Source organism: Verrucomicrobiia bacterium (genome assembly GCA_035629175.1).
Classification (GTDB): domain Bacteria; phylum Verrucomicrobiota; class Verrucomicrobiia; order Limisphaerales; family DASXHY01; genus DASXHY01.
The window spans coordinates 1-22,992 of the sequence record DASPIL010000051.1; the positions used below are offsets into that span (position 1 = coordinate 1).

A 22,992-nucleotide genomic window follows, 5' to 3' on the forward strand; every position below is an offset into this window, starting at 1 on the left:
GAACGGTATTTCCAATTCTCTTCGCCATCTGCGCGGCGAGTTCAGGCAGTGGAACCGCCGGACCGCCTTGCACCATTTCCCCAAATACGCGGCTGGTCTCGGTGCTGATTATTTTCGATACCATCAATAGATCCTTGTCCACCTTGAACACGCGTCCCGTGACGAGCACCTTTGCGCCCGTCAAGTTGCCAACTTTCGCGGCGGTATCGGCGCTCACCGTTCCTGACAATCCCAGCCCCTGTTCGCCCAGCGCCTTCTCCAGCTCTGCGCGTTCCACGGTGATCAAGTTGGGATTTGCAGATAAGTGAGCATTCAGGAGCGCTGACACTTTCGGTCCCAAATCGCGCACCGCTTCGTCCTTCGATTCGAAGTCGAAGACTGCGATGGTTAGGACATCCTGAGCGGGAGAAAAGGCGGTCGCTGCAAGCAGCAGCGCGACAGCGAGGGTGTTTCGGATCTTCATAAAAAGAAATTCAGTCGGTGAGCGTTTTCTGGAATTTTTGCGGCAACCCAGGCGCTTCGGGATGCAGCGCGATCCGCGCCAGCTGGACCAGGTGCGCTTGGGATCGCGGGTCGTCCGCCAGATTTTCCAAAACACTCGGTTGAACAATGACCACCGCGCCAAGTTGTTCCGCAACGGTGTAAAACGACGGCGCAAGTTTGTCACGCCGTTCGCGCGGCGCCTGGATCCAAATCACAGCACAACCCGATCGCGCGAGGCTTTGAACGCGCGCGGCCACATCCCCGCCGGAAGCCGCGGCGCCGACGATCACCAACCTGCCTTCGAATGCTGCTCCGTGCATGGAATCAAGATCGATGACTTTCAACCCTGCAGCCCGCAACACAGAAGTCATCGGCTCAACATTCAGCACGCCTACCAATCCTCCAGGGAGTTCCGTCCCAAGCGCGTTCAACAGATTGGTTGGCGACACAAAAACCCGCGTCACTCCGATCACCTGGGCATCCGCGTCGGACCACTGAACGAAAAATTCGGTTTCGGCGCGAACGTCGGGAAAGGAGATGGGCACTGATTCAAGGAGCGCCTGGCGCGGCAGGAATGCAACCTCTCGAAACGCTTTCCGTTCCCCGACAGGCGCTGCGATGGAACTGCTGGTTTGGACGAGTCTATAAAACAGGGCGGTGCGCCGCGGCCTGTCGCTCGCGTTTCGGACAGTGATTTCCAGGTTTCCCAGGCGGCCACCGAACACTGCCGCGGGATGGCAGTCTACCGACAGCTGTGCGGTGACAGCAGTGACCCCGCGTGCCAGGAGCAACGCGGCCAGGGTTGCCTGCTTCAGCCAGGCATGATTTCCACGGGTATTCACACGCAGTTTTATCATTAGGACAGCCGCCGCCCGGACCTCCTTTGAAAAATCCTTCGGCCGTGGCGGCGGGCATCCTTGCCTGCCGTGGAGCCGGGCTTCCAGCCCGGTGGAAGGAACCTAAAGCGAAGCCGAGCACCTTCACCGGATCCGAGCGTCCGTTTTGCTTAACGGTTTTTCCGGGCGGCAAGGATGCACGCCCTCTACGTCAGGCAAGATGCCTGACGCCACTCGCCGTGCTGCAAACAGAAGTTGAATCAACGCTGCGCTTGCCTATATTGGTCGCGATTCCGCCCGGGCGACGCATTGCGTTTTCGCCGGTTGGAACGAAGTTGCCGGAGCGCAAATGCGCGCCGGCTGTGAGCGAAATGCAATTCAACCTCCTCAAATCCAAGATCCATCGTGCGACCGTAACTGGCGGAAATGTCCGCTACGAAGGCAGTTTGACCATTGATTCCGAACTCATGGATCACGTGGGAATGGTCCCCTATGAGCGCATTCTTTGCAGCAACATGGAAAACGGCAATCGCTTCGAAACCTACGCGATTCCAGGCGACCCCGGGTCAGGAGCCATCATTCTGAACGGTGCGGCGGCGCACATGGGCAAGAAGGGCGATTCGCTCACCATCATGAGTTTTACGAACGTGGCCAGGCGCAAGGCGGCGAACTGGAAACCACGGGTCATAGTCCTGGGGAAAAAAAATCGCATCGTCAACAGCCGCGGAATCTAACGGCTTGCAGCAATGCACGCCCTGAAAGGCTCGGCTCGCACATCGTCCTCACCCTCCACCCCCGCCGCCGTACTGCGTAGCGCAATCAGGCAACCCGGAGGAGTCCTGACTTTCGACGATCGAAAACCAACTCGGCACGCTTTTCGATGAATTGCGCCATGATGCTGACCGAGATTTCCGGAACGGATTGTGAACGAATACGGATCCCAACCGGGCAGGCGACGCGCTGAAGTTGTTCCTCCGTGGCAATTTGCTCCTCGCGAAAATGTTCAAAGATGGTGCGAGCCTTGCGTGCGCTGCCGATCATTCCGAGGAAGAGGAACGGCTGCTGAATCCAGTCCTTCAACACCAGTGCATCATGCCTGTGTCCACGGGTTACAATCAGCGCGAATGCGGGCACAGGGGGAAGGCGCATCGCACAAAGCTCATCCCACATCCCCGTCTGGAGATTGATTGCGGACGGAAAATAGTCGCGGCTCGCGAGCGCCGGCCGATCATCGAACACGGTGACATCAAAATCCAGCGATGCCGCAAGCGGAGCCACGGCCTGAGCGATATGACCCGCGCCCGCAATCCAGAGGACACAGGGTGGATGCACTTCCTCGCGATACAGCACCGCAGAATCGACAGTCGAGTCGCTCGTGCGGATGGAATAATCAGCGGAAACCTCCCAGGAATAGCGCTCGGCACGTTTGGCGATCCGCTCCCAAAAGGACACGCCTGCGGCCTGGGCATTGGGCAGGATGACTCCCCCCACTTTGCCGCCACAGATTAATCCGTCGTCCCACCCAAAGTCGTGGTCCAGCAGCAGGTCAAACGCCTCGGGTTCGGCCGATCGCAGTGCGGCCATTGCGCGATGCTGAATCTCCGCTTCCAGGCACCCGCCTCCCAACGTTCCCGTAATCCGCCCGTCAGAATGAAAAATCGCTTTCGCGCCAAGTTTCTGGGGACTGGATCCTTTGACGGTCGTAATGATCCCCAGCGCCACGGGTTCGGCGTTACGAGCCGCTTCCGCCAGTGCGTGGTAGACATTCTGCACGGCGGCAGGGTAGGCCATCATTTCGCTGAACACAATCTGGACCGAGATGCGGGTTTTGCGGTCTTGCCGAAACGATCCGCATTCGATGTAATTCGACGATTCCCAAGGCCCTGGGCAAAATTGATCTAATCACTCGCCACACCTTATCCCCGAAAAAACATGAAGCACAGTTATAGGCACGTCGCCCTTGCGGCTGTGCTGCTTATCGGTTTTGCCAGCACTGCCGCCGCGGCAACTAACGAGGGATGGGACGAACGATTCGGCCGTCCAGGCGTGAGTCCGGTGACGCTGATCTCAATGCAGAACGCTCTCTACGCAGGCGGCAGGTTCGCCAGCGCGGGGGAAGTCGCGGTCAACGGGGTCGCGCGCTGGGACGGGACCCGATGGTCACCCGTGGGAAGCGGCGTCACGAATGATACCGGGCCCACGTTTGTGAACAGCCTGGCAACCGACGGTGAAAACCTTTACGCGGCGGGAAGCTTCAACCGGGCTGGTGACAGTCTCGCGAACAATGTGGCTCGATGGAACGGCGCGAAGTGGTCAAGCCTTGGCTCCGGCGTGCAAGGCACGATCCACACCATAGCGGTCGACGGCGGGTACGTTTATGTCGGAGGCAGTTTCTTCATCCCGTCGATCAACGCTTCCAACATCGCCGTGTGGACCGGCACCGAGTGGCTGCCCCTTGCGACGAATCTCACGCTTACTTTCGGAGTACCCATTGTCCGCGCGATTGTCGTGGATACTGACGGCGTTTACATCGGTGGAAATTTCACTTCGATCGACGGCGTGACAGCAACAAACGTCGCAAAGTGGAACGGCGCCGGCTGGGCACCCGTTGGAACCGGCATTGGAACTCCGGGGCATCAGGTGATTTCGCTCGCCGTGTGGAACGGAAGTCTTTACGCCGGTGGCAGCCTGCCCAACGGCAACGTTGCCCGTTGGGATGGCAGCACGTGGTCGGCACTCGGAACAGGGGCCGACGGCACCGTTCTGACCCTGTTTCCAAACGGAAATGAGCTGTGCGTCGGTGGATTCTTCGACAGCGCAGGAGGGGTGAACGCCGGTCGAATTGCCCGCTGGAATGGGACGGAATGGAGCGCGTTCGAACCTGGAATCGATCCCAGTTCAACGGGAGCTGCGTACGCGTTTGCGTCGTGGAATGGCGGACTCTTTGTTGGCGGAACATTTGCACGCGTGGGCGGCGGGCTCACAGTGAACGGCATTGCGCGCCACGACGCGAACGGGTGGACTGCCCTGGGTGGCGCCTTGAATAACTTCAGTGACGTCCGCGCAGTGACCGCCGCGGGCAGCAACGTTTATGTCGGCGGGCTCTTCTTCCAGACAGGTCAGGTGCTTGCCACGAACATTTCGCGTTGGGATGGCAGGAGATGGTGGCCGCTCGGCACGGGAGTGAACGGCATTGTCTACGCCATCGCTGTTGACGGATCCAATGTCTACGCCGGCGGCACATTCACGCGGGCGGGAAACGTAACCGTCACGAATCTGGCGCGCTGGAACGGCGCCGCCTGGTCGTCCGTAGGCGCAGGCGTGAACAACACGGTGAACGCCCTCGCCGCGCGGGATGGCGTGCTCTATGCCGCAGGGCTGTTTACTTCGGCAGGCGGCGCGCCTGCAAATCGCGTGGCACGATGGGATGGAACCAACTGGTTCAGTCTTGGAGCTGGCTTCACGACAACCGTCAATGCGCTATGCCTTGCTGGCACCAACCTCTACGCGGGCGGATCCTTTGCCGCCGGCAATCCCGGGAATCGCATCGCCCGCTGGGACGGCAGTGCGTGGTTCCCACTCGGATCGGGACTCAATAACGCTGTATCCGCGATCGTGGCCATGGGTGACAGCATTTACGCGGGAGGCAGTTTTCAACAGGCGGGCGGTTCCGGCGCCAACCGCGTCGCGAAGTGGGATGGAACAAGTTGGTCCCCGTTGGGCGCAGGATTGAACAACTCCGTCCTCGGCCTTTCCAGCAGCCTTGGAAATCTCTACGCGGCCGGAACATTCTTCCAGGCAGGCGGCTCGAATGCCACGCGCGTCGCTCGATGGGATGGCGTCGAGTGGCATCCGCTCGGCAGCGGCGCAAACAATATCGTTTCAGCCATCGCGGCGGTCGGAACGAACGTGCATGTGGGAGGCACCTTTCTCAGCGCAGGCGGGAAGCCTTCGCTTTATTTTGGAATCTGGCATCCTCCCGTCCCCGAAGCGTTTATCTCGGCACAATCCGGCGGCATCATCGTGACATGGACAAGCGAGCCGAACCAAACCTACCAGCTTCTTTCCACCACGAATCTGGGCGCTGGTTTTTCTCCACTCGGGGAAAAAGTGACTGCATCGGCAGACAGAACCGCGGCGACGAACATCCCGGTTTCCGAATTGCAGTTCTTTCGCGTGGAACAAGTCGCGCCCTAGAACCTCGAGGGCGCTACTCCGTGAGCCGTTTCAGTGGCGATTCCGCAGGCCCCGAGAATACATCGCCTTCGGGTTTGAAACGCGAACCATGACACGGGCAATCCCATGTCTTGTCGGCAGGATTCCATTTCACAAGGCATCCAAGATGTGTGCAGACAGGCGACAGCAGCGTGACTTTTCCGTCGGACCCCCGGTATGCCGCAACCTTCTTTCCCTTCAACTGCAGTATCTTTCCATCGCCCAGTTTCAAGTCGTCCAGGGAGTCGCCATCGGCGGGCGCCACGCGATCGCGAAGCATGTAGTAGGGATAGTCCAGGTTCTCCGTGACGTACCGCCATGCGCCGCCGTGAAACTGTTTTCGGTTCACCCGGAACAGGTCGAACCACGGATTCTTGCGCTGCAGGTATTGATCCCGCGCCATCGCGGCCGCGAGCGTTCCCAGTGTGAATCCGTTGCCGCAGAAACCCGTTGCGATAAACTGCTGCTTTTCGTTTTCCCCAATAAAGGGAAGGCCATCGTCGGTTTCGACGACCTGTCCAAGCCATCGTTGTTGAACTTCTGCGCCAGGCAGGATTTCCTTGAGCTTGCGCTGGAGCCTGGCGAACACCTCTTCCGGATTTTCCTCCTGGGCTGTCTTGCAATCCTCACCACCGAAGATTGCAAAATCATGATCAGCAAGTCGTTCGACGCGGAGGTAATAGTAAGGATCCGTCGTGTCCCAAAACAATGCTTCGGGCAGGGTCCCCTTCGGCAGGCGCGCCCCAAGAACGTAGCTCGTATAAAGCGCCAGCTTGCTTTGAAAGAGCGTGCCTTTGAGCATTCCCGCTTTCCCAAGCAAAGGGGTGTGGGTCGCGATGAACAGATACTCGCAGCGAATTTTGTGTCTGCCTGCGTGCACGATCATCGGATCCGATTTCACTTCCGAAAACTCGGTATTCTCGAACACGTGGCTGCCGTCGCCAGGAATCGTTTGCAGCATTGCAGCCAGGTATTTGAAGGGATGAAACTTCGCCTGATTCGCAAACCGCACGCCTGCTCTCCCGAACGCTGGAATTGAACGGACGAATTCCGCTCCAAACCCAAGCTCGCGCGCAAGGGCGGCATCTTCCTCCAGCGATCGCCGATCCTTCGCATCGCTTCCGTTGAAGCTCTCGTGAAGGAAGCCGTCGACCCACTTGAATTCCGCGTCCACGTTCAACTGGCGGATGTTGTCGTGAATCTGGTCGATCGCCGCACCGCCAGCCTCCCAAAACGATTTCGCAGCGTCGCGGCCGAATGATTTTACGAGGTCCTTTAACCGTTCATCCGTCACATAGGTCAGATGGGCTGTGGTGTGGCCGGTGTCAGCCTGTGCAACACGCTGACGGTCCAGCAAGGCGACTTTCACCCCTTCCCGCTTTAGCAGGTACGCCGCGGTGATGCCCGTCAGTCCCGCGCCGATGATGACGACGTCGACGGTCAGGTCGTTGGCGAGCGAAGGAAACTGCGGAAGGGCGGCCGAGCTTTGCCAGTAGGATTCGGTCTTCATACCCGCAGAAACCTACGCCGCTCAAGAGCGCAGGCAACGGGGTAAGCTCCTAACCATCCGCATCCGGGGCAACTTCAACGTGAAGGACGGGCAGAAGACCCAGCCTTTTCAGCTGAATGTTTCGGCTAGGTTTGGCCGTGCTCGAACAATTGATCAAATTCAAGGGCGCAGATTGGGTCGGCATGGTTTTCGGGCTCATATCGACCTACCTGCTGGCCAAGGGAAAGCGTGTGGGCTTTGTCGTCGGCGTAGTTGGCGGACTTGGCTGGGTTACGTTTGGCATCCTCACGGGCAGCATCGCCGGAATCCTCGCCAACATCTGCTTCATTGGCTTCAACTGCCACGGCTATTTCTGCTGGAAGAAGAAGCAGGAGCAGGCGAAGGCGGAACCTGGAAAGGGAAAAAGCGACAGCGACGTTGTGATGGAAAAAACCGCGTGACTATTTGAAGGCGGCGTACACCCGATGCACGTCGTCGTGATCGTCCAGTGCATTCAAGAAGTCTACAACCTCCTTGCGCGACGTTTCGGTGACTTCGCTGAAGTTCTTGGCCACATACCGGATCTCGGCGGCAATCACGTTCCAACCCGCGGCCTTCAGCGCCTTCGACACCGCATCGAGATCCTTGATCTCGGTAAGGAACCGAGCCCCCTTTTGGCCCGCGGGAGTCTCTTCAGCCTCAAGCCGTTCCACCTCTTGCGCACCCGCTTCGATGGCGTCGCCCTCGGCATCGCGATTCGCATCAGTGTGGGTCGCCTCGACAACTCCCAGATGGTTGAAGAAGAACCCGACGCTTCCGGGCTGTCCGAGCGACCCTGCTTTGAAGAGGTTCCGGATTTCCGGGGCGGTTCTATTACGGTTATCCGTAAGGCATTCAACGATCACGGGCACCTTGTGCGGAGCGAATCCCTCGTAAGTGACCAACTCGTACTCGATCTTCTCGTCCCCGATTCCGGCGCCTTTTTTGATCGCGCGCTCGATGGTGTCTCGATAGACCGACGCTTTTTTAGCTTTCTCGACGGCGGCTGCGAGGCGGGGGTTTATATCAGGGTCGGGCCCGCCCAGTTTGGCGGCGACCATGATTTCGCGGACCAGTTTGACCGTAACCTGGCCCTTCTTCTGCGCGTTGGCTTCGCGCCCGGCTTGTTTCCATTGTGCGCCCACAGTGAGTCTCCAATACGTTGTTCGCGGCGGCACATACTGTTGGGATCACTTCGCCGCGTCAATATCGGACCCATCGGTCATAAGTTTAACTCCTTCAGGAAAGTCAAAGACTGCGCACAGCACGCTTGCCTTTCGAGAAAAAAACAGATTTGAGCGATAGGGTCTCCACCCCATGGTTTCACGGCGGAACATTGTGAATATCAGCTCAATTTCCGGTGAACTCTTTGCCAAAATACGGTTGGCGATGGCCACTTTTCATTCCCTAGTCTCACCCACAATTTATGAGAAACACTAAATCATACCTGACTAGAAGTCTGGCATTTCTGGCCGTGCTCAGCTCGTCGCTGGGCGCGTATGCCAGCGAGGCTGACATCAAAATACCAGACCTGAGCGTCGTCAAGTTTCCCTCACTGGGCGGCGTTAGCGGGCATACTTTGATGCTTCTCGGTATCGTTGTGTGTGCGATTGGAGCGCTTTTCGGGATCGTCCAATACCTCCAAACCAAGCGCCTGCCCGTTCATGAATCGATGGCAAAAGTTTCGCATACGATCTACGAAACGTGCAAAACCTACCTGTTCACCCAGGGCAAACTACTGGCGGTTCTCTGGCTGCTGATCGCCGCTTGCATGGTGTTTTACTTCGGCTTTCTGACCGAGCACACGGGGCCTGATGGTCAGCGACTGTCAAGCGGACACGTGGCTTTCAATGTGTTTGTGATTCTGGCGGCTTCAGTTCTCGGAATTCTCGGATCCTATGGCGTGGCGTGGTTCGGCATTCGCATCAACACGATCTCGAATTCCCGGACAGCGTTTTCTGCCCTCAAAGGCAACCCTCTCGCAACCTTGGGAATTCCGCTCCGCTCGGGGATGAGCATCGGGCTGCTGCTCGTCGCGGTCGAACTGTTCTTCATGATCTCCATCCTGATTTTTCTGCCGCGCGAACTCGTCGGCCCGTGCTTTATCGGCTTCGCCATCGGTGAATCGCTTGGCGCCTCCGTGCTGCGCATCTGCGGCGGCATCTTTACCAAGATCGCCGACATCGGCTCGGACCTGATGAAGATTGTTTTCAAACTGCCTGAGGATGACCCTAAGAATCCCGGCGTGATTGCAGATTGCACGGGCGACAACGCAGGCGACTCGGTCGGGCCGACAGCGGACGGTTTCGAAACTTACGGCGTCACAGGGGTTGCGTTGATTGCGTTTCTCGCCCTGGCCCTGGCGGCGAGTCCGACGGTCTGCGCCACGCTGATCATCTGGCTGTTCGTCATGCGCGCGCTGATGATTGTCACCTCCCTCGGCTCCTACTTCCTCAACGAAGGCATCAGCAAGGCCATGTTCGGCGGAAAAAAGGATTTCGACTTCGAAGCTCCGCTCACCCATCTGGTCTGGATCACGTCGGCTGTTTCCATCGCGGTGACGTTCATCGCCAGCAAGATTTTGTTGGGAGACTTTTTGGTGGAAGGTGTTGACCCGGCGATTACCCAAAACCTGTGGTGGGTTCTTTCAGTGATCATCAGTTGCGGCACTGTGGCCGGTGCATTAATTCCTGAATTCACCAAGGTCTTCACAAGCACAACATCGCGGCACGTTAAGGAAGTGACCAACTGCTCCAAACATGGCGGCGCGTCGCTAAACATCTTGTCCGGCTTCGTGGCCGGCAACATGTCGGCTTTCTGGATGGGACTCGTGATCATGGTCCTGATGTTCACGTCCTATTATTTTTCCAAGAACCCCGCCCTGATGACGCTGATGCCTCCGGCATTCGCCTTCGCCGCCCCCATCTTTGCCTTCGGCCTGGTCGCGTTCGGCTTCCTGGGCATGGGCCCTGTCACCATCGCGGTCGACAGTTACGGACCCGTCACTGACAACGCCCAATCCGTTTACGAATTAAGCCAGATCGAAGCACGAAAGGGCATCCGCGAAGAAATCAAACGCGAGCACGGATTCGACGCAGATTTCGAAAACGCGAAGTATCAGCTGGAAAAAGGCGACGGCGCAGGCAACACGTTCAAGGCCACCGCCAAGCCGGTGCTCATCGGAACCGCAGTGGTGGGCGCCACCACGATGGTTTTCGGAATCATCATGCTGTTGGAAAACCTCTTCGGGAACGTCATCACGAAACTCTCCATTGTGCAGCCGGAAATCATCCTCGGGCTGATCATGGGAGGTTCGGTAATTTATTGGTTCACTGGCGCCTCCTGTCAGGCGGTCGTGACGGGTGCTTACCGCGCAGTGGTTTACATCAAGGACCACATGAAGCTCGACGCCAGCACCGCCTCCGAGGAGGACTCGAAGGAAGTGGTCCGCATCTGCACTGTGTATGCTCAGAAGGGCATGTGGAACATCTTCATCGTGGTGTTCTGCTTCTCGCTCGCCCTGCCATTCTTTAATCCCTACTTCTTCATCGGTTACCTGATCGGCATCGCGTTCTTCGGACTCTTCCAGGCGATCTTCATGGCAAATGCCGGTGGCGCCTGGGACAACGCCAAGAAAATCGTGGAAGTCGACATGCGCGCCAAGGGCACTGACTTGCACGCCGCCACCGTGGTGGGCGACACGGTCGGCGACCCGTTCAAGGACACGTCTTCCGTGGCTTTGAATCCCGTGATCAAGTTCACCACACTGTTCGGGCTGCTTGCCGTGGAAATCGCGGTGACCATGACCAACCAGACAACGAAGACGGCAATCGGCGCGTTCTTCTTCCTGATTGCATTGATCTTTGTGTATCGCTCGTTCTACGGAATGCGAATTCCGGCGGAGAAGTAAAAATCACGTCGGTTTTCTCAAGCCCTTCCAGTGCCGCTGGAAGGGCTTTTTGCTTTAAAACTACCGCCATTCGCAACGCGGTTTACTGCTTGCATTTGGACTCTCGATGCGGGTAAAGCTAAGCCGTTCGTGAAGCAAAGGTAGATCTGAACCAGTCTGAGAGGTTAAACATGAAAACGCCGTTCTGCATCGTTTCAGCAGTCGCATTCGCCATCACCGCTCATGGACAACCGCTGCAATGGGAAGCTTATGATACCGGCGGCAATCTGCTGGCGGGCATGGGAGGATCGGGAGGAAACACCGGTTTTCCAGCGCTCAGTCTTTCCATTCCAGCCAACAGCACGCGTGTCTTTGTCGCTCGAAATTTTCAGCCGCTCGACGTCAGCGCGAACGGGTCCATCAGCACGATCAATCTTTCCTTCTCAATTTCAACGGGGCTGCAGGGCGCGCCTGGTTATAACTTCGGCATGGGCGTATACAATTCCGCTGGAACCGACGCGTTCACGGACGACACGGGGCTCTTCAGCCTTTGGGATGCTCAGAGCCAGTTCCCTGAGTTGTTTGTGAAAACAGATGGGCCTGATCTGTTCGCTGGCCCGCAACAGGGGCAGTCCGGCGTGTATTCGGGAGGCCTGCTCGATGCAACCACTTATGATGCCCTCGTCCGCATCGTGAACACGGACGGGAGTGTCAGCCTGGGCAACGGAACCCCTCTCGCAAATGCCGGCATCGCTTACCAGGGACTGAATGTCGACCAACGTGTCTTCATGAGCCCAGTCAGCGAGATGCCATTCCTGTATGACCTTTTTGCTTTCATCTTCGTCAACACCACTGAGGAGGAGGCGACGTTGAACGTGAATGAAATGACCCTGCTGGTGCCGGAACCGTCGGTATTCGCGCTCGCGGGACTGGGTTTTCTGGGAATGCTGGCCCGGCGCAGGCGTCGAGATTGATTTTGTCAGGCCACCAGTAGAAGGGCAGGCGCGCATGCGCGTGCCTGCTTTTTATTTTGCTAAAAAGGTAATTGCGCCCCCTCTGTTTTTCCACAGAATGACGCCCCAACAACCGGGCTATCAGAGTGCGAGTTCTGTACAACATCCTGTTTTCGATCTTTTTTTTGCTGTCGGCGCCCTATTACTTTTTCCGTTTATGGCGCCGGGGAAACTGGACCCGCGGCTTCGGCCAGCGCTTCGGCGCTTATGACGCCAAGGTCAAGCAGGCCATCACCAACCGGCAGGTGCTCTGGATGCACGCCGTGAGCGTTGGGGAAGTGAATGTCTGCACCCAATTGATTCGCGCCCTCGAACCGCGCGTTCCCAACCTGAAGATCGTGGTTTCCACCACAACCACGACGGGCATGGGCGAACTGCAGAAAAAGCTCCCAACCCACATCACCAAGATCTATTACCCGATCGACCGCCGCCCCTACGTTTCGCGCGCGCTAGGAACCATTCGCCCCAAAGCCGTGGTGCTCGTCGAGGCCGAGATCTGGCCCAACTTCCTCTGGCGCGCCCGTGATATCGGAACCCCGCTCTTCCTGGTTAACGCGCGGCTCTCCGAGCGATCCTTTCGCGGATATCGTCGCTGGAGTTTCATCTTCCGCGATCTCTTCGCCTCGTTCACAGCGATCGGAACCCAGAATGACGCAGATGCCGCGAGGTTGCGTGAATTGGGTTGCCGCCCTGAAGCAATCCACGTCGTTGGCAGTTTGAAATTCGACGCCGCCAAGCTCGACGAAAAACGCGTTCTCGATGTTCCACGGATGCTCGAGCAACTCGGCGCCCCAAGAAACCCGCTGCTGCTGGTCTGCGGGAGCACGCATGCCGGCGAGGAAGCATTGCTGGCCGAAGTTTTCCAGCGCCTGAGACAAACCTTCAGCAACCTGTTTCTTGTATTGGTTCCGCGGCACTTCGAGCGGGGAAAGGAAGTGGGACGCGAATTGCAGGCGCGCGGTGTGAAATTCATCTTCCGCAGCGAGGTCACTTCAAACACGCAGCTCAAGGCAGGCGATGTCGATTGCCTGCTGGTGAACACAACAGGCGAACTCAAATACTTCTACGAGCACGCCACTGTGATCTTCGTTGGAAAAAGCCTCAAAGGCCAGGGCGGCCAGAATCCGATCGAACCCGGCGCGCTCGGAAAAGCCATGGTGTTCGGCCCGCACATGCAGAATTTTGCGGATATCGCTCGCAGCTTTGTCGAACAGAAGGGAGCGGTCCAGGTGCAGGACGGACCAGAACTGGAAACGGCGCTGCAAACCTTGCTTCAGGACCCGAAACACCGCGAGCTGCTTGGCCGTAATGCCCGCCGCGTCGTCCGCGAAAACCTCGGGGCAATCGAGCGGACCGTTGACATGATCGTCAACAACCTGAAGGACAAGGACATTTATATCCGCGACCCGCTGGCCTAGGCCAGGCGAAGGTGTTGTAGCACGCGAACCGTCGAATGTGACTTGTTCAATGTGTAGAAGTGAATTCCCGGAACACCGTTACGCAACAGGTCCTCGCACTGTTTCGTGGCATACTCGATCCCAAACTCCGTCGCCGCAGCATCATCCTCACTGAGCTCATCCAGGCGTGCGGACAAGGAATCCGGGATACAAGCGCCGCACATCGCGGTGAAACGCTTGATTTGGGAAGCGCTGAGAATCGGCACAATGCCGGGCACGAGCGGAATGGTGACGCCCAGTTCACGGGTGAGGTGCTCGCGGAACTCGTAGAAATCGGCGTTATCGAAGAACAACTGCGTTAGGACAAAATCTGCCCCCGCATCGATCTTCGTTTTGAGATGCTTCCAATCAACGTGTTTGCCTTCCTTGCAGGCAACGTGCCCTTCGGGAAATCCCGCCACTCCAATGCTGAAGCCATCCATTTCGCGGATGAATTCCACAAGCTGGCTTGAGAATTCGAATCCGCCTGGCGTGGGCTTGAACTCACCCCCTCCGGGCGGGTCCCCGCGCAAGGCGAGCACGTTCTTCACGCCGAGAGATTGGATCTGGCGCAGAAGATTTCTAATTTCCTCACGCGTCGCGGCAACGCACGTCAGATGCGCGACCGCAGTGAGGTGATGCTCCTTCTGGATTCGATCGACGATCATCAACGTCTTGTCCCGGGTGCTGCCCCCCGCGCCGTAAGTCACAGAACAGTAATCAGGACGGGTCCCTATCAGCGCCGGGATCGTTTTCTCGAGCAGGTTCCGATCGCCTTCCTCGGTCTTGGGTGGAAAGAACTCGAAGGAAATGACCGGGCTGCCCTGCCGCTGCTTCTCGGCGTAAATATCGCGAACCAATTTCATGAATGACTGGAGTATGCAGCAAGCCCATCAGAAATCCAGCTTGCGACCTCAGGCGGGCGTCATGATTCGAAAAGTATGCGGACGCGGCTTCCGCCGTAGCGGCAGGCATCCTTGTCTGCCGGAGCCGGAGCTTCCAGCCCGGCGGAATAAACCTCACGCCCCCCAGAGCGCCGGAAAATCCCCGCTTCCCTCATGGGAAGCGGCAAAACGGGATTTCAATTCTCTCTCGTGTCGTCACGAAAAGTGGTTCGGTGTGAAGCCGCCTGTAAAACGGATGGCTAACGAGCCTGTCAAACGTGTCAGTCCCGGCAATTTGCAATTTCCCCGCTTCATATCAGGGAGCCCAGACAGTGGTGAACCATGATGATGCCTCCCGTTCGCGGGTGTTCAGCAATCGATTCAAGAACTCATTCCGGCTAGTAAGCTTTACGGGATGCGTCGCCACTCCGGCTCGTCTTGGAATACTCCATTCCTTCTTCAAAATTTCGCTTGGCGCTCTCAAGGCGGGCTATGGGATCGCCCAAGTATCTCTTGGCGAGGTCATATTCCTGAGCAGAAACCAAGGGCTCATCCGCCAAATCGTAAACAGATGCAGCAAAGTCGGGCTGCCCGACCTCCAGCTTCTTGAACAATTCAACCGTGGCTTCCGACTCGCCTAGGTGGTCATTGATCGACACCACGTCATGAAACAGTTCTCTGTCATTTTCTCAGGCCAACAATCGCGATGTCTTCTGATCGCTGATGCCTTTCAATTTTGCCAGAGCAGCCGGATACTTCTTTCCCAGCTCAATCCAGGCTGAGAGCGCATACGAGAGCCGGACGACCTTCAGACTTGATCGTGCCAGGGACGGGAGCCCGGCCAGGCGAAAACTCTTGATGGTCGTTTAAGGCGGTAACCAATCCGATCCTTGTGCCTAGCCTAAGGAAAGACGCCGCGTCGGACCGTGTTCTGTTGATAAGTTCGAGCGCCGTGAAAACTGCGCGGGAATGGACTCACGCATCTCAGCATTGATAACCGCAGGAAAGTGTTCCTGTCTCTGACCCGATCAAGAAGTTGGTGAAGATAGCCGGAAGAAAAATGAAAACTTTCGGGAACGCAGACTCTCTGTGCCCTTGACATTTTAAAGCCATATCAACGACCAGGGTGAGGGACAGCCGTCGGCAGCGCGCCTGCGACTGCAACCACGGCGGTCTGATAAAATTGAGCGCACATACTGCAACGCAGGGCGGCTGTTCGCTCGACCCACTTCGGCGGTCTTATCTCTCAAACCACACTTTCGTGCCGTGTTTGACATAGAGAATACGCGAACCGTCGGCGGAGCCAATCAGCACATCGCTACCGTTGGCTCCTTCATGGAAGCCCGCTACAACGATCAGTGGGATGAGTTGTTGAACACGTGATCCAGGGCAGTGTCAGGATGCACACCGGCAACAGTGACCCGCCGCTCGGGCTACGAGGAATGGAAATACCGGCGATGACTTGGTTGGCCCACATCATCGTTGAATCAATCTAAAAACCAGCCCGGCAAATGTTGTCTCTCCAAAATTGCAAACAAAGAGAAAGTCAAAATCCAACCAAGGAGAAAAACGCCAACTTGGAAGAGATGCGTGCGGGGCGACAAACGCAATTCGAGAATCAGAACCAACATGATCCAAGCCAACGGCGCGAAGAACATCGCAAAGACGCAGGAGAGCATCATCAGCGCTTCCAGCAGGCGAGGCAGCGTACCATCCATGCGAAGCCGGAATACCAAAGCAAGAGCTACAATTGTGAGGCATACCAGCACAGGAGAAATGCTGCATGCCCAGGTGCAAGCCGAGTAAGGCGTGAGCCTCAAACGTGTGGAATTTGGAGGTAGCGCCCTCATGTGGGCCGACGGAAAAGCTGAGACATCGGCGGGTCAGCCGGGCTCAGCAACGAAATAAAACTTTGAATAATTCGGACCATTAAACTGCACCAGCCCGCGCCGATTGCCTGCAGCGACCTGGTTGAACTAAGCCGCTGCGCGGTGACGCTGGTTTAATGTTTCTTGCATGGGTTTGATGTTCCTTCGGCTGGGCTGGAACATACTCCGGGCGCATGAATCACTTCAATACTCCATTCACCAAACACACGCATATTCAACCCGCAAAAGGCTCTCAGCCTCCGGCCAAATCCGAGCGGCAACAACCGTCTCCTGCTTCTGCTCCTGCTCCTGCTCACGCGCCGAAACCTCCAGCCCCTATCAGCACCGCTGGCCGCGAGCCACAAATGCCAGCCAATTGGCGTCAGCTGGTTCCGCTTTTTTGGGGGAACGCATTTTTAGTAGGTTCGCATAATCACCTCGATCGAAAATCTCCCCGACGACACCGACTCCGGGGCGGCGTCTCGCTGCGCTCGGGTTAGGCATTTCGTTTGTAGGCATCGAAAAGCTCTGAAACCAGGATACCGCGAAATCTCATTCCAGTTGTTTCGCAGGCTTCGATCTCGACATTTGTCAGGTTTAGATTGCTGAACTTGGCGCCGCTGAAATTGATGTCGGTGAATGTGGCCTTCGACAAATTTACATTCGTGAAGGTCGCTTCCCGAAGATTCACGTCATCGAACTCAGATCGTGAGAGATCGGCGTTGATAGCTTGCAGGAGCTCCTTTGAGTTCTGAATTTTCATGATCGTAAAAAGTTTTGCCGAACGTCTAGTCAGCGGCCGTCGGGCCGGGAGCGTGGAGCGCAGTGACAATACTCAAGTCGTCGGTCATCACCGCCTTTCGGTCCGGAGCCCGGTTTGCCGTTGCCGCGCGCTGAAGAGTATCGGAGCACCCCCTTCGCGTGCAGCTTAAAAATCAGTCTCACAATCACATCTAACGCCTCAAAACAAGATCCTACTGAACCGGTGAAATCGATTCGAGGCGGTCGTCACCAGCAGGGTTATGGGCAAGAAATGCCGTATTGTCATCGACGGTGGCAAACCGGGCATTACTTCCCGTTTTCTTAAAACTTCGTCCAATATTCCAAAAGAAGCTTCTTTCCCGAATCCAGCGCGGGATAGCGAACGGCGGAGCCATTGGTCTCCTCGAGGCTCGGAAGAGATTAACCACGAATGGCACTAATCACACGAAAATCGCCTTTGCGTTAAGGAACAGAGTTTAACCACGCAAACCGCGTTTAGCGAAGTACACGAATTTTCACAAATTCCAGAGGAAAACTTTAAACGGATCAACACGGATTCTCAAACCAAGCTCTGAAACGCTGAAAACTGAAAGCCATGTCGCTCAGGACAACTAGCGCCGAACGAATATCCGCGCCAGCCGGCATTTGAGCTTTAAGCCGACTGCAAGTCGGCGCTCCGAGATCGTGCGCGTAAAACACCTCACCCACATTCCCGGCTTTTGCGTGGGGTTATTTGTTTGACTGCCGTTCGGATGCAGGATCTGAGACCTCTGCTATCTCTGCGTGCTCCTGTTCAATGCTTTTGCGTGAAGTGCTCGGGTTCGCGTTGATTCGACACGGGAAGCCAAACGGGTTTACGCGAATTTTCACAAATTTCTGCTGCCGATTTCGTGTGGTTAGTGTGATTCGTGGTTTTCTAATTCTCTACTGACCCGTGGGAACGCGGACTTTTGAACAGGAGGACGCAGAGATAGCAGAGGAAGACGATTGGGCAAAGCTTTGCGTGAAGTGTTCGGGTTCGCGTTGATTCGAAAAGGGAGCCAAACGGCGTTTACGCGAATTACGCGAATTACGCGAATTACGCGAATTTGCGCGAATTGCCTGCTGCCGATTTCGTGTGGTTGGTGTGATTCGTGGTTTTCTAATTCTCTACTGACCCGTGGGAACGCGGACTTTTGAACAGCAGGACGCAGGGATGGCGGAGGAAGGCGATTGGGCGAGGGAGAAGACTTCCATTGGAGTGCGCCCGGCGACGGCTCCGCTGCCTTGTTTACACGCAAGGGTTCCAGTATTGTTCCCCCGTGATTCACGACGCGTCATTGGATGAACTCCTGCAGAAGGTGTGGGACGGCGGGCGCATCAGCCAGGCAGAAGCGCTGCGTCTGTCCTCGCTCCCACTGGAAGAGCTGGGCGCGCTCGCAGACCGCCGCCGCCAATTGGCGCGCGCGACGGCTTACGACGGCCGTGGAAACGACATCGTCACCTACATCGTCGACCGCAACATCAACTATACAAACGTCTGCAACGTCTATTGCAAGTTCTGCGCGTTTTACCGCACTGAGAAGGACCACGACGCGTATGTGATTTCAATGGATGAGCTCGATCAGAAAATCGATGAAACGATTGCTTTGGGAGGGACGCAGATTCTCATGCAGGGCGGGCATCATCCGAAGCTGACCAAGCAGTGGTACCTGGATCTGCTGTCACACATTCGGAATAAGTTCCCGCAGGTCAATATCCACGGGTTCAGCCCGAGCGAATTCATCCATTTCCGCGAAGTTTTTGGTGAGCCATTGGAGAAAATCATCAGCGACTTTCGTGCTGCAGGACTGGGATCCATCCCAGGAGGCGGCGGCGAGATCCTTGTCGATCGTGTGCGCAAACGCATTTCACCTCTGAAGGCGATGAGCGATGACTGGCTTGAGGTGATGGATATCGCGCATCAACTTGGCCTCAGTTCGTCGGCCACGATGATGTTCGGCCACGTGGAAACGATGCAGGATCGAATCGAGCACCTCGACCGGCTGCGCCAGCAGCAGGACAACTCACAGCAGCGGCAGGCGCAATCCGGGCACGAGGGACAGTGCGCCGCGTTCACCGCGTTCATAGCGTGGACGTTTCAGGCGGAGCACACCAAGCTCAAGGCGCCCACGGCAGGCGCACACGAATATCTGAAGACTCAGGCGCTCTCCCGAATTTACCTCGACAATTTTCCAAGCGTGCAAAGTTCATGGGTCACCCAGGGATTGGAAATCGGCCAGGTCGCGTTGAAATTTGGCGCGAACGACCTTGGCAGCATCATGATTGAAGAGAACGTGGTCTCCCAGGCGGGGACAACTTTCCGAATGACGGTTCCTGACATGCAGCGGTTGATTCGCGACGCCGGATATGAGCCGCGTCAGCGCGATAACTGGTATCGGTTGCTGTAACCCGCAATCGAAATGCCTGAATCGGCTCCCGAACTCAGCTTCGTGATTCCCTGCCACAACGAGGAAGGGAATCTGCGCCCGCTTGTTACTGCGATTCGTAGCGCCACAGAACCTCTGCAACGATCGTTCGAAATCATTGTCACCGACGATTTCAGCACCGACAGGTCATGGGCTGTTCTCCAGGAACTGGGCCGCGAGGACGGGCGGGTCCGAGGTTTGAAGTTCGCGCACAACTGCGGGCAGTCAGCGGCCATGTTTGCCGGGATGCGGGCGGCGCGTGGAAGATACATCATCACGCTCGATGCTGACCTGCAGAACGATCCACGGGACATCCCGCTGCTGCTGGCTGGCTTGGACAAGGCGGACTGCGTTTGCGGAACACGCGTCGAGGCGCGGAGCCAGGGGGACGGGTTCGTGCGCATTGCTTCTTCGCGCATCGCCAACTGGATTCGCAACCAGCTTTCTGGCGAAACAATCAGCGACGCCGGGTGTTGCTTCCGCGCGTTCAAAAGGGAATGCGTTCAGGAGCTTAAATTCTTCAAGGGCATGCACCGCTTCCTGCCGACGCTCTTCAAAATCGACGGGTTCACCGTCACAGAAATTCCCATTCGCCACAATCCGCGCGCGAGCGGCCAGGCTCATTATGGCGTATGGAATCGGCTGTTCGCATCCTTCTACGATCTGCTGGCGGTTCGCTGGATGAAGAAGCGTATGTTTCGCTACAAAGTCGCGGAGACGTTGAACTGAAGCATTTGATTACTGCCCGCCGCCAAAGACATTTTCGAGAATCACTTCCTTGGTTTTCCAGACCAGCGCCATGGTTATGGAGAGCGGCAGCAGAACGAGCAGGCAGGTTAAAACCCACACCACCCACGCACTCCTGATACCGAGGTTGGGAATGATGTTTTGTTGCGACAGCAGATCCACGTCCGCGGGCAGGTGCGGAATCTCAGGAAAGATCTGAACCAAAACACGCGCTACGATCACATAGGTTCCGAGAATGGTTATCAGCGCGATCAGGAGATTCCGATTGAGGGCGGTATAGTGCTTCATTTCCGTGCGCAAGGCCTCGTCGGGAAGCATGGCCCCCAGCCGCAACAACACGTGATTTAACGTGAAGAGAAACAGCAGCGCGGAAAACCCCAGCACCCAGACCATGATGGAATAGAACGGTTTCTCCGGAAGCTGATGAAACCAGAACAAAAACGGACTCAGGCCGCAATTCACCAGCGCAAGCAATTGAGCGCGCTCCAGCACAGTCCGCCATGGACGCTCCTGCCGTTGGAATGCACCCAGTTGAAACAGACCGAACAGCAGCAAGCCGGTGACGAGCAGCAATGGCAGCACTCCGTAGGCGCGAAACCATCCGGCACTCGCGGTCCCCACGCAGACGATCAAAGCCAGAGGAAGTCCCCAAAACAACGCTGACAGTCCGCGAACCAATCGGCCCAGGGACCGCAGGAGTTCAGGGTTCGGAGCAGCGGGCATGCAGTGCGGCCGGATCGTTCGCTATGCGTGAGCAGTTGGTTTCAAAGTGAGAACACGACATTCCCGTTCATTGGCCATTGGGGGCCTTCATGTCGAACGAGAGATACGTATATTCCTTCAATCCTTTTTCGTAATCATCGAGCAACCGCATGGCTTCCGAAGGTTTCATGCGATCGGATTTGATCGCTTCGTCGACCTGCGCCTTCATCTGCCGTTGCAATTCCTTTTCGTCGTACTGCACCGAGGCGAGCGCCTGCACGATGGTGGTCCCCTCGATGATTTCCTCAACGTAGTACCCGGCCGCCTCGTCAGGATCCATGAACACGTGAACCTCGTTGACACGTCCGAACAAATTGTGAAGGTCACCCATGATGTCCTGATAGGCGCCCATAAGGAAAAATCCGAGATAGTAGGGCTCCACCATCCCGCCGCCATTGATGTTCAACTGATGGAGCGGGAGCGTGTCGCGCACGTCGCGCAAATCAATGAACTTGTTCACCTGGCCATCGGAATCGCACGTAATATCAACCAGCGTAGCTTCCCGCGTCGGTTGCTCGTTCAGCCGGCTGATGGGCATGATCGGAAACAATTGTCCGAGCGCCCAGTGATCCAGCAGGGACTGGAATACCGAAAAATTACACAGGTACTGGTCACCAAGGCTGTCTTCGAGCTTCCGGATTTCCTCGGGAATGTAAGCCTGCCCCTTGAACGTGTTTACCACTGCCAGGCTGATTTCCCAATAGAGGTTCTCGATCTTCGCCTTCTCTGGAAGGTCCATCATGCCAAGCGTGAACATGTGCTGCGCGTCGTCGCGGCGCTCGAGGGAATCGTGATACGCCTCGAGCTTGTTCAGCTTTGCGAGGTTCTTCCGAATGTCCAACAACTCCTTGACGAGTGGGTGCTCGTTCTCGCCGTACTTGAAAAAATCGCCAGGCCTGATTTTTTCAATCGACCCAAACACCTCGACAATCAGCACGCTGTGATGGGCTACGATCGCGCGGCCACTCTCACTGATGATATCGGGATGCGGCACTTTCTCCGTGTTACAGACATCGGCGATGTAATACACGATGTCGTTCGTATATTCCTGCAGCGTGTAGTTCGTGGAACTGTCGAACGCCGAGCGGCTGCCGTCGTAATCGACTCCCAAGCCGCCGCCAACATCCAGGTACTGAATCTGGAAGCCCATCTTGTAGAGCTTGGCGTAGAGCCGCGCGGCTTCCTGGACGGCTTTCTTGACGGTTAAAATATCCGGAACCTGGGAACCGATATGGAAGTGCAGGAGCTTCAGGCAGTGCCCGAGGTTCTCCGATTTCAACATTTCAATCGCCGCCAGGATTTCCGCCGTGCTGAGGCCGAACTTCGCATTTTCGCCGCCGCTTTCGGCCCATCGTCCCGCTCCCTTGCTGAGCAGTCGCGCACGCACGCCGATCATCGGCTCGACCCCGAGTTGCTTGGAGACGTTGATGATTTGGCGAAGTTCCTCGAGCTTCTCGACAACCATGATGACCTTGCGGCCGAGCTTTGTGCCGAGCAGCGCCATGCGGATGAAGCTGGAGTCCTTGTAGCCGTTGCAGATGATGAGACTGCCCATCTGGTTCTGAAGTGCCAAACCCGCAAACAATTCAGGTTTGCTCCCGACTTCGAGGCCGAAATCAAATGGCTTTCCCGCATCGAGGATTTCCTCCACGACCTCCCGCAGCTGGTTGACCTTGATCGGAAAAACGCCGCGGTAGCGCCCCTGGTAACTGAACTCCGTGATGGAGGTGCGAAAGGCACGATTGATCGACTCCACACGGTGACGAAGAATGTCTTGAAAGCGAATGAGCAACGGGAACTTGAGGCCTCGTCCCTTGGCTTCCTCGATCACATCGGTGATGTCAACCGCCGAGCCGTTCTCCTGCTGAGGAGTGGCAACGACGTGACCCGCGTCATTGATGTCGAAGTATTTCGCTCCCCAGCGATGTACGTTGTACAAGTTGCGGGCATCCTGGATCGTCCAGGCGGCGTTGGCCTCAGGTGGATTGCTCATCGCGATTCAACGCAGCGCACTATAGAAGGAAGCGGGGTTATTTCAACAAGATGAATGAAAATTCTGTTTTGCTGGAGCATGGCCGCAAAGCAAAACCCTCACCGCGACAATGCGGTGAGGGTCGGAAAT

At 56.7% G+C, this 22,992-nt stretch carries 19 protein-coding genes; 8 read left to right on the top strand and 11 right to left on the bottom strand.

Features of this window, described 5'->3' with window-relative positions:
* Together VEH04_08535 and VEH04_08540 are read right to left on the bottom strand one after the other, a co-directional pair.
* The coding region (locus VEH04_08535; GenBank protein HYG22814.1) for a CsgG/HfaB family protein at positions 1-463 on the bottom strand (463 nt) is incomplete at its 3' end.
* A 10-nt stretch (positions 464-473) separates the two neighbouring features.
* The gene (locus VEH04_08540) at positions 474-1,340 is read right to left on the bottom strand and encodes a hypothetical protein (protein ID HYG22815.1); all 867 of its coding nucleotides are present in this window, start codon (positions 1,338-1,340) and stop codon (positions 474-476) included.
* Positions 1,341-1,690: 350 nt separating this feature from the next.
* Here VEH04_08540 and panD point away from each other — a divergent pair, with 350 nt between their 5' ends.
* Positions 1,691-2,053: an aspartate 1-decarboxylase gene (gene panD / locus VEH04_08545; GenBank protein HYG22816.1), complete on the top strand. Its 363-nt coding sequence runs from the start codon at positions 1,691-1,693 to the stop codon at positions 2,051-2,053.
* 85 nt (positions 2,054-2,138) lie between these two features.
* Here the strand turns inward: panD and VEH04_08550 are convergent, their stop codons facing one another.
* Positions 2,139-3,113 carry an XdhC family protein gene (locus VEH04_08550; GenBank protein HYG22817.1) on the bottom strand — a complete coding sequence of 325 codons (975 nt, stop codon included), beginning with the start codon at positions 3,111-3,113 and terminating at the stop codon, positions 2,139-2,141.
* 138 nt (positions 3,114-3,251) lie between these two features.
* On the opposite strand from VEH04_08550, the gene VEH04_08555 reads away from it, so the two are divergent.
* On the top strand, positions 3,252-5,516 hold the full coding sequence (locus VEH04_08555) for a hypothetical protein (GenBank protein HYG22818.1): 2,265 nt from the start codon (positions 3,252-3,254) through the stop codon (positions 5,514-5,516).
* 13 nt (positions 5,517-5,529) lie between these two features.
* On the opposite strand, the gene VEH04_08560 is transcribed toward VEH04_08555, so the two are convergent.
* Positions 5,530-7,044, bottom strand: coding sequence for an FAD-dependent oxidoreductase (locus VEH04_08560; GenBank protein HYG22819.1), 1,515 nt, complete (start codon positions 7,042-7,044; stop codon positions 5,530-5,532).
* Positions 7,045-7,181: 137 nt separating this feature from the next.
* Between VEH04_08560 and VEH04_08565 the strand changes: the two genes are divergently transcribed.
* Entirely contained in the window at positions 7,182-7,484 is a 303-nt protein-coding gene (locus VEH04_08565) for a nicotinamide mononucleotide transporter (protein ID HYG22820.1), read from the top strand.
* Here the strand turns inward: VEH04_08565 and VEH04_08570 are convergent, their stop codons facing one another.
* On the bottom strand, positions 7,485-8,207 hold the full coding sequence (locus VEH04_08570) for a YebC/PmpR family DNA-binding transcriptional regulator (protein ID HYG22821.1): 723 nt from the start codon (positions 8,205-8,207) through the stop codon (positions 7,485-7,487). It abuts the gene before it with no gap.
* A gap of 281 nt (positions 8,208-8,488) precedes the next feature.
* Between VEH04_08570 and VEH04_08575 the strand changes: the two genes are divergently transcribed.
* From VEH04_08575 to VEH04_08585, 3 genes are all read left to right on the top strand, one after another.
* Complete coding sequence (locus VEH04_08575) at positions 8,489-10,972, top strand: sodium-translocating pyrophosphatase (GenBank protein ID HYG22822.1); 2,484 nt, start codon at positions 8,489-8,491, stop codon at positions 10,970-10,972.
* Positions 10,973-11,142: 170 nt separating this feature from the next.
* A complete protein-coding gene (locus VEH04_08580; protein ID HYG22823.1) occupies positions 11,143-11,925 on the top strand; it encodes a PEP-CTERM sorting domain-containing protein in 783 nt (260 codons plus the stop codon).
* Between the two features lie 125 nt (positions 11,926-12,050).
* Positions 12,051-13,382, top strand: a complete 1,332-nt coding sequence (locus tag VEH04_08585; protein HYG22824.1) for a 3-deoxy-D-manno-octulosonic acid transferase — start codon at positions 12,051-12,053, stop codon at positions 13,380-13,382.
* Here the strand turns inward: VEH04_08585 and metF are convergent.
* From metF to VEH04_08605, 4 genes are all read right to left on the bottom strand, one after another.
* Positions 13,379-14,266 carry a methylenetetrahydrofolate reductase [NAD(P)H] gene (metF, locus tag VEH04_08590; protein HYG22825.1) on the bottom strand — a complete coding sequence of 296 codons (888 nt, stop codon included), beginning with the start codon at positions 14,264-14,266 and terminating at the stop codon, positions 13,379-13,381. The genes VEH04_08585 and metF overlap by 4 nt on opposite strands.
* 416 nt (positions 14,267-14,682) lie before the next feature.
* A complete protein-coding gene (locus tag VEH04_08595; GenBank protein ID HYG22826.1) occupies positions 14,683-14,946 on the bottom strand; it encodes a hypothetical protein in 264 nt (87 codons plus the stop codon).
* An 825-nt stretch (positions 14,947-15,771) separates the two neighbouring features.
* Positions 15,772-16,002: a hypothetical protein gene (locus VEH04_08600; GenBank protein HYG22827.1), complete on the bottom strand. Its 231-nt coding sequence runs from the start codon at positions 16,000-16,002 to the stop codon at positions 15,772-15,774.
* Between the two features lie 646 nt (positions 16,003-16,648).
* Complete coding sequence (locus VEH04_08605; GenBank protein ID HYG22828.1) at positions 16,649-16,915, bottom strand: pentapeptide repeat-containing protein; 267 nt, start codon at positions 16,913-16,915, stop codon at positions 16,649-16,651.
* Between the two features lie 1,300 nt (positions 16,916-18,215).
* Here VEH04_08605 and mqnC point away from each other — a divergent pair.
* Complete coding sequence (gene mqnC, locus VEH04_08610) at positions 18,216-19,343, top strand: cyclic dehypoxanthinyl futalosine synthase (GenBank protein ID HYG22829.1); 1,128 nt, start codon at positions 18,216-18,218, stop codon at positions 19,341-19,343.
* A 12-nt stretch (positions 19,344-19,355) separates the two neighbouring features.
* Positions 19,356-20,090, top strand: coding sequence for a glycosyltransferase family 2 protein (locus tag VEH04_08615; protein HYG22830.1), 735 nt, complete (start codon positions 19,356-19,358; stop codon positions 20,088-20,090).
* Between the two features lie 9 nt (positions 20,091-20,099).
* Here VEH04_08615 and VEH04_08620 read toward each other — a convergent pair whose 3' ends face one another.
* Together VEH04_08620 and speA are read right to left on the bottom strand one after the other, a co-directional pair.
* Complete coding sequence (locus tag VEH04_08620; GenBank protein HYG22831.1) at positions 20,100-20,831, bottom strand: hypothetical protein; 732 nt, start codon at positions 20,829-20,831, stop codon at positions 20,100-20,102.
* Positions 20,832-20,898: 67 nt separating this feature from the next.
* Entirely contained in the window at positions 20,899-22,863 is a 1,965-nt protein-coding gene (speA, locus tag VEH04_08625; GenBank protein HYG22832.1) for a biosynthetic arginine decarboxylase, read from the bottom strand.
* Between the last annotated feature and the right edge of the window lie 129 nt (positions 22,864-22,992).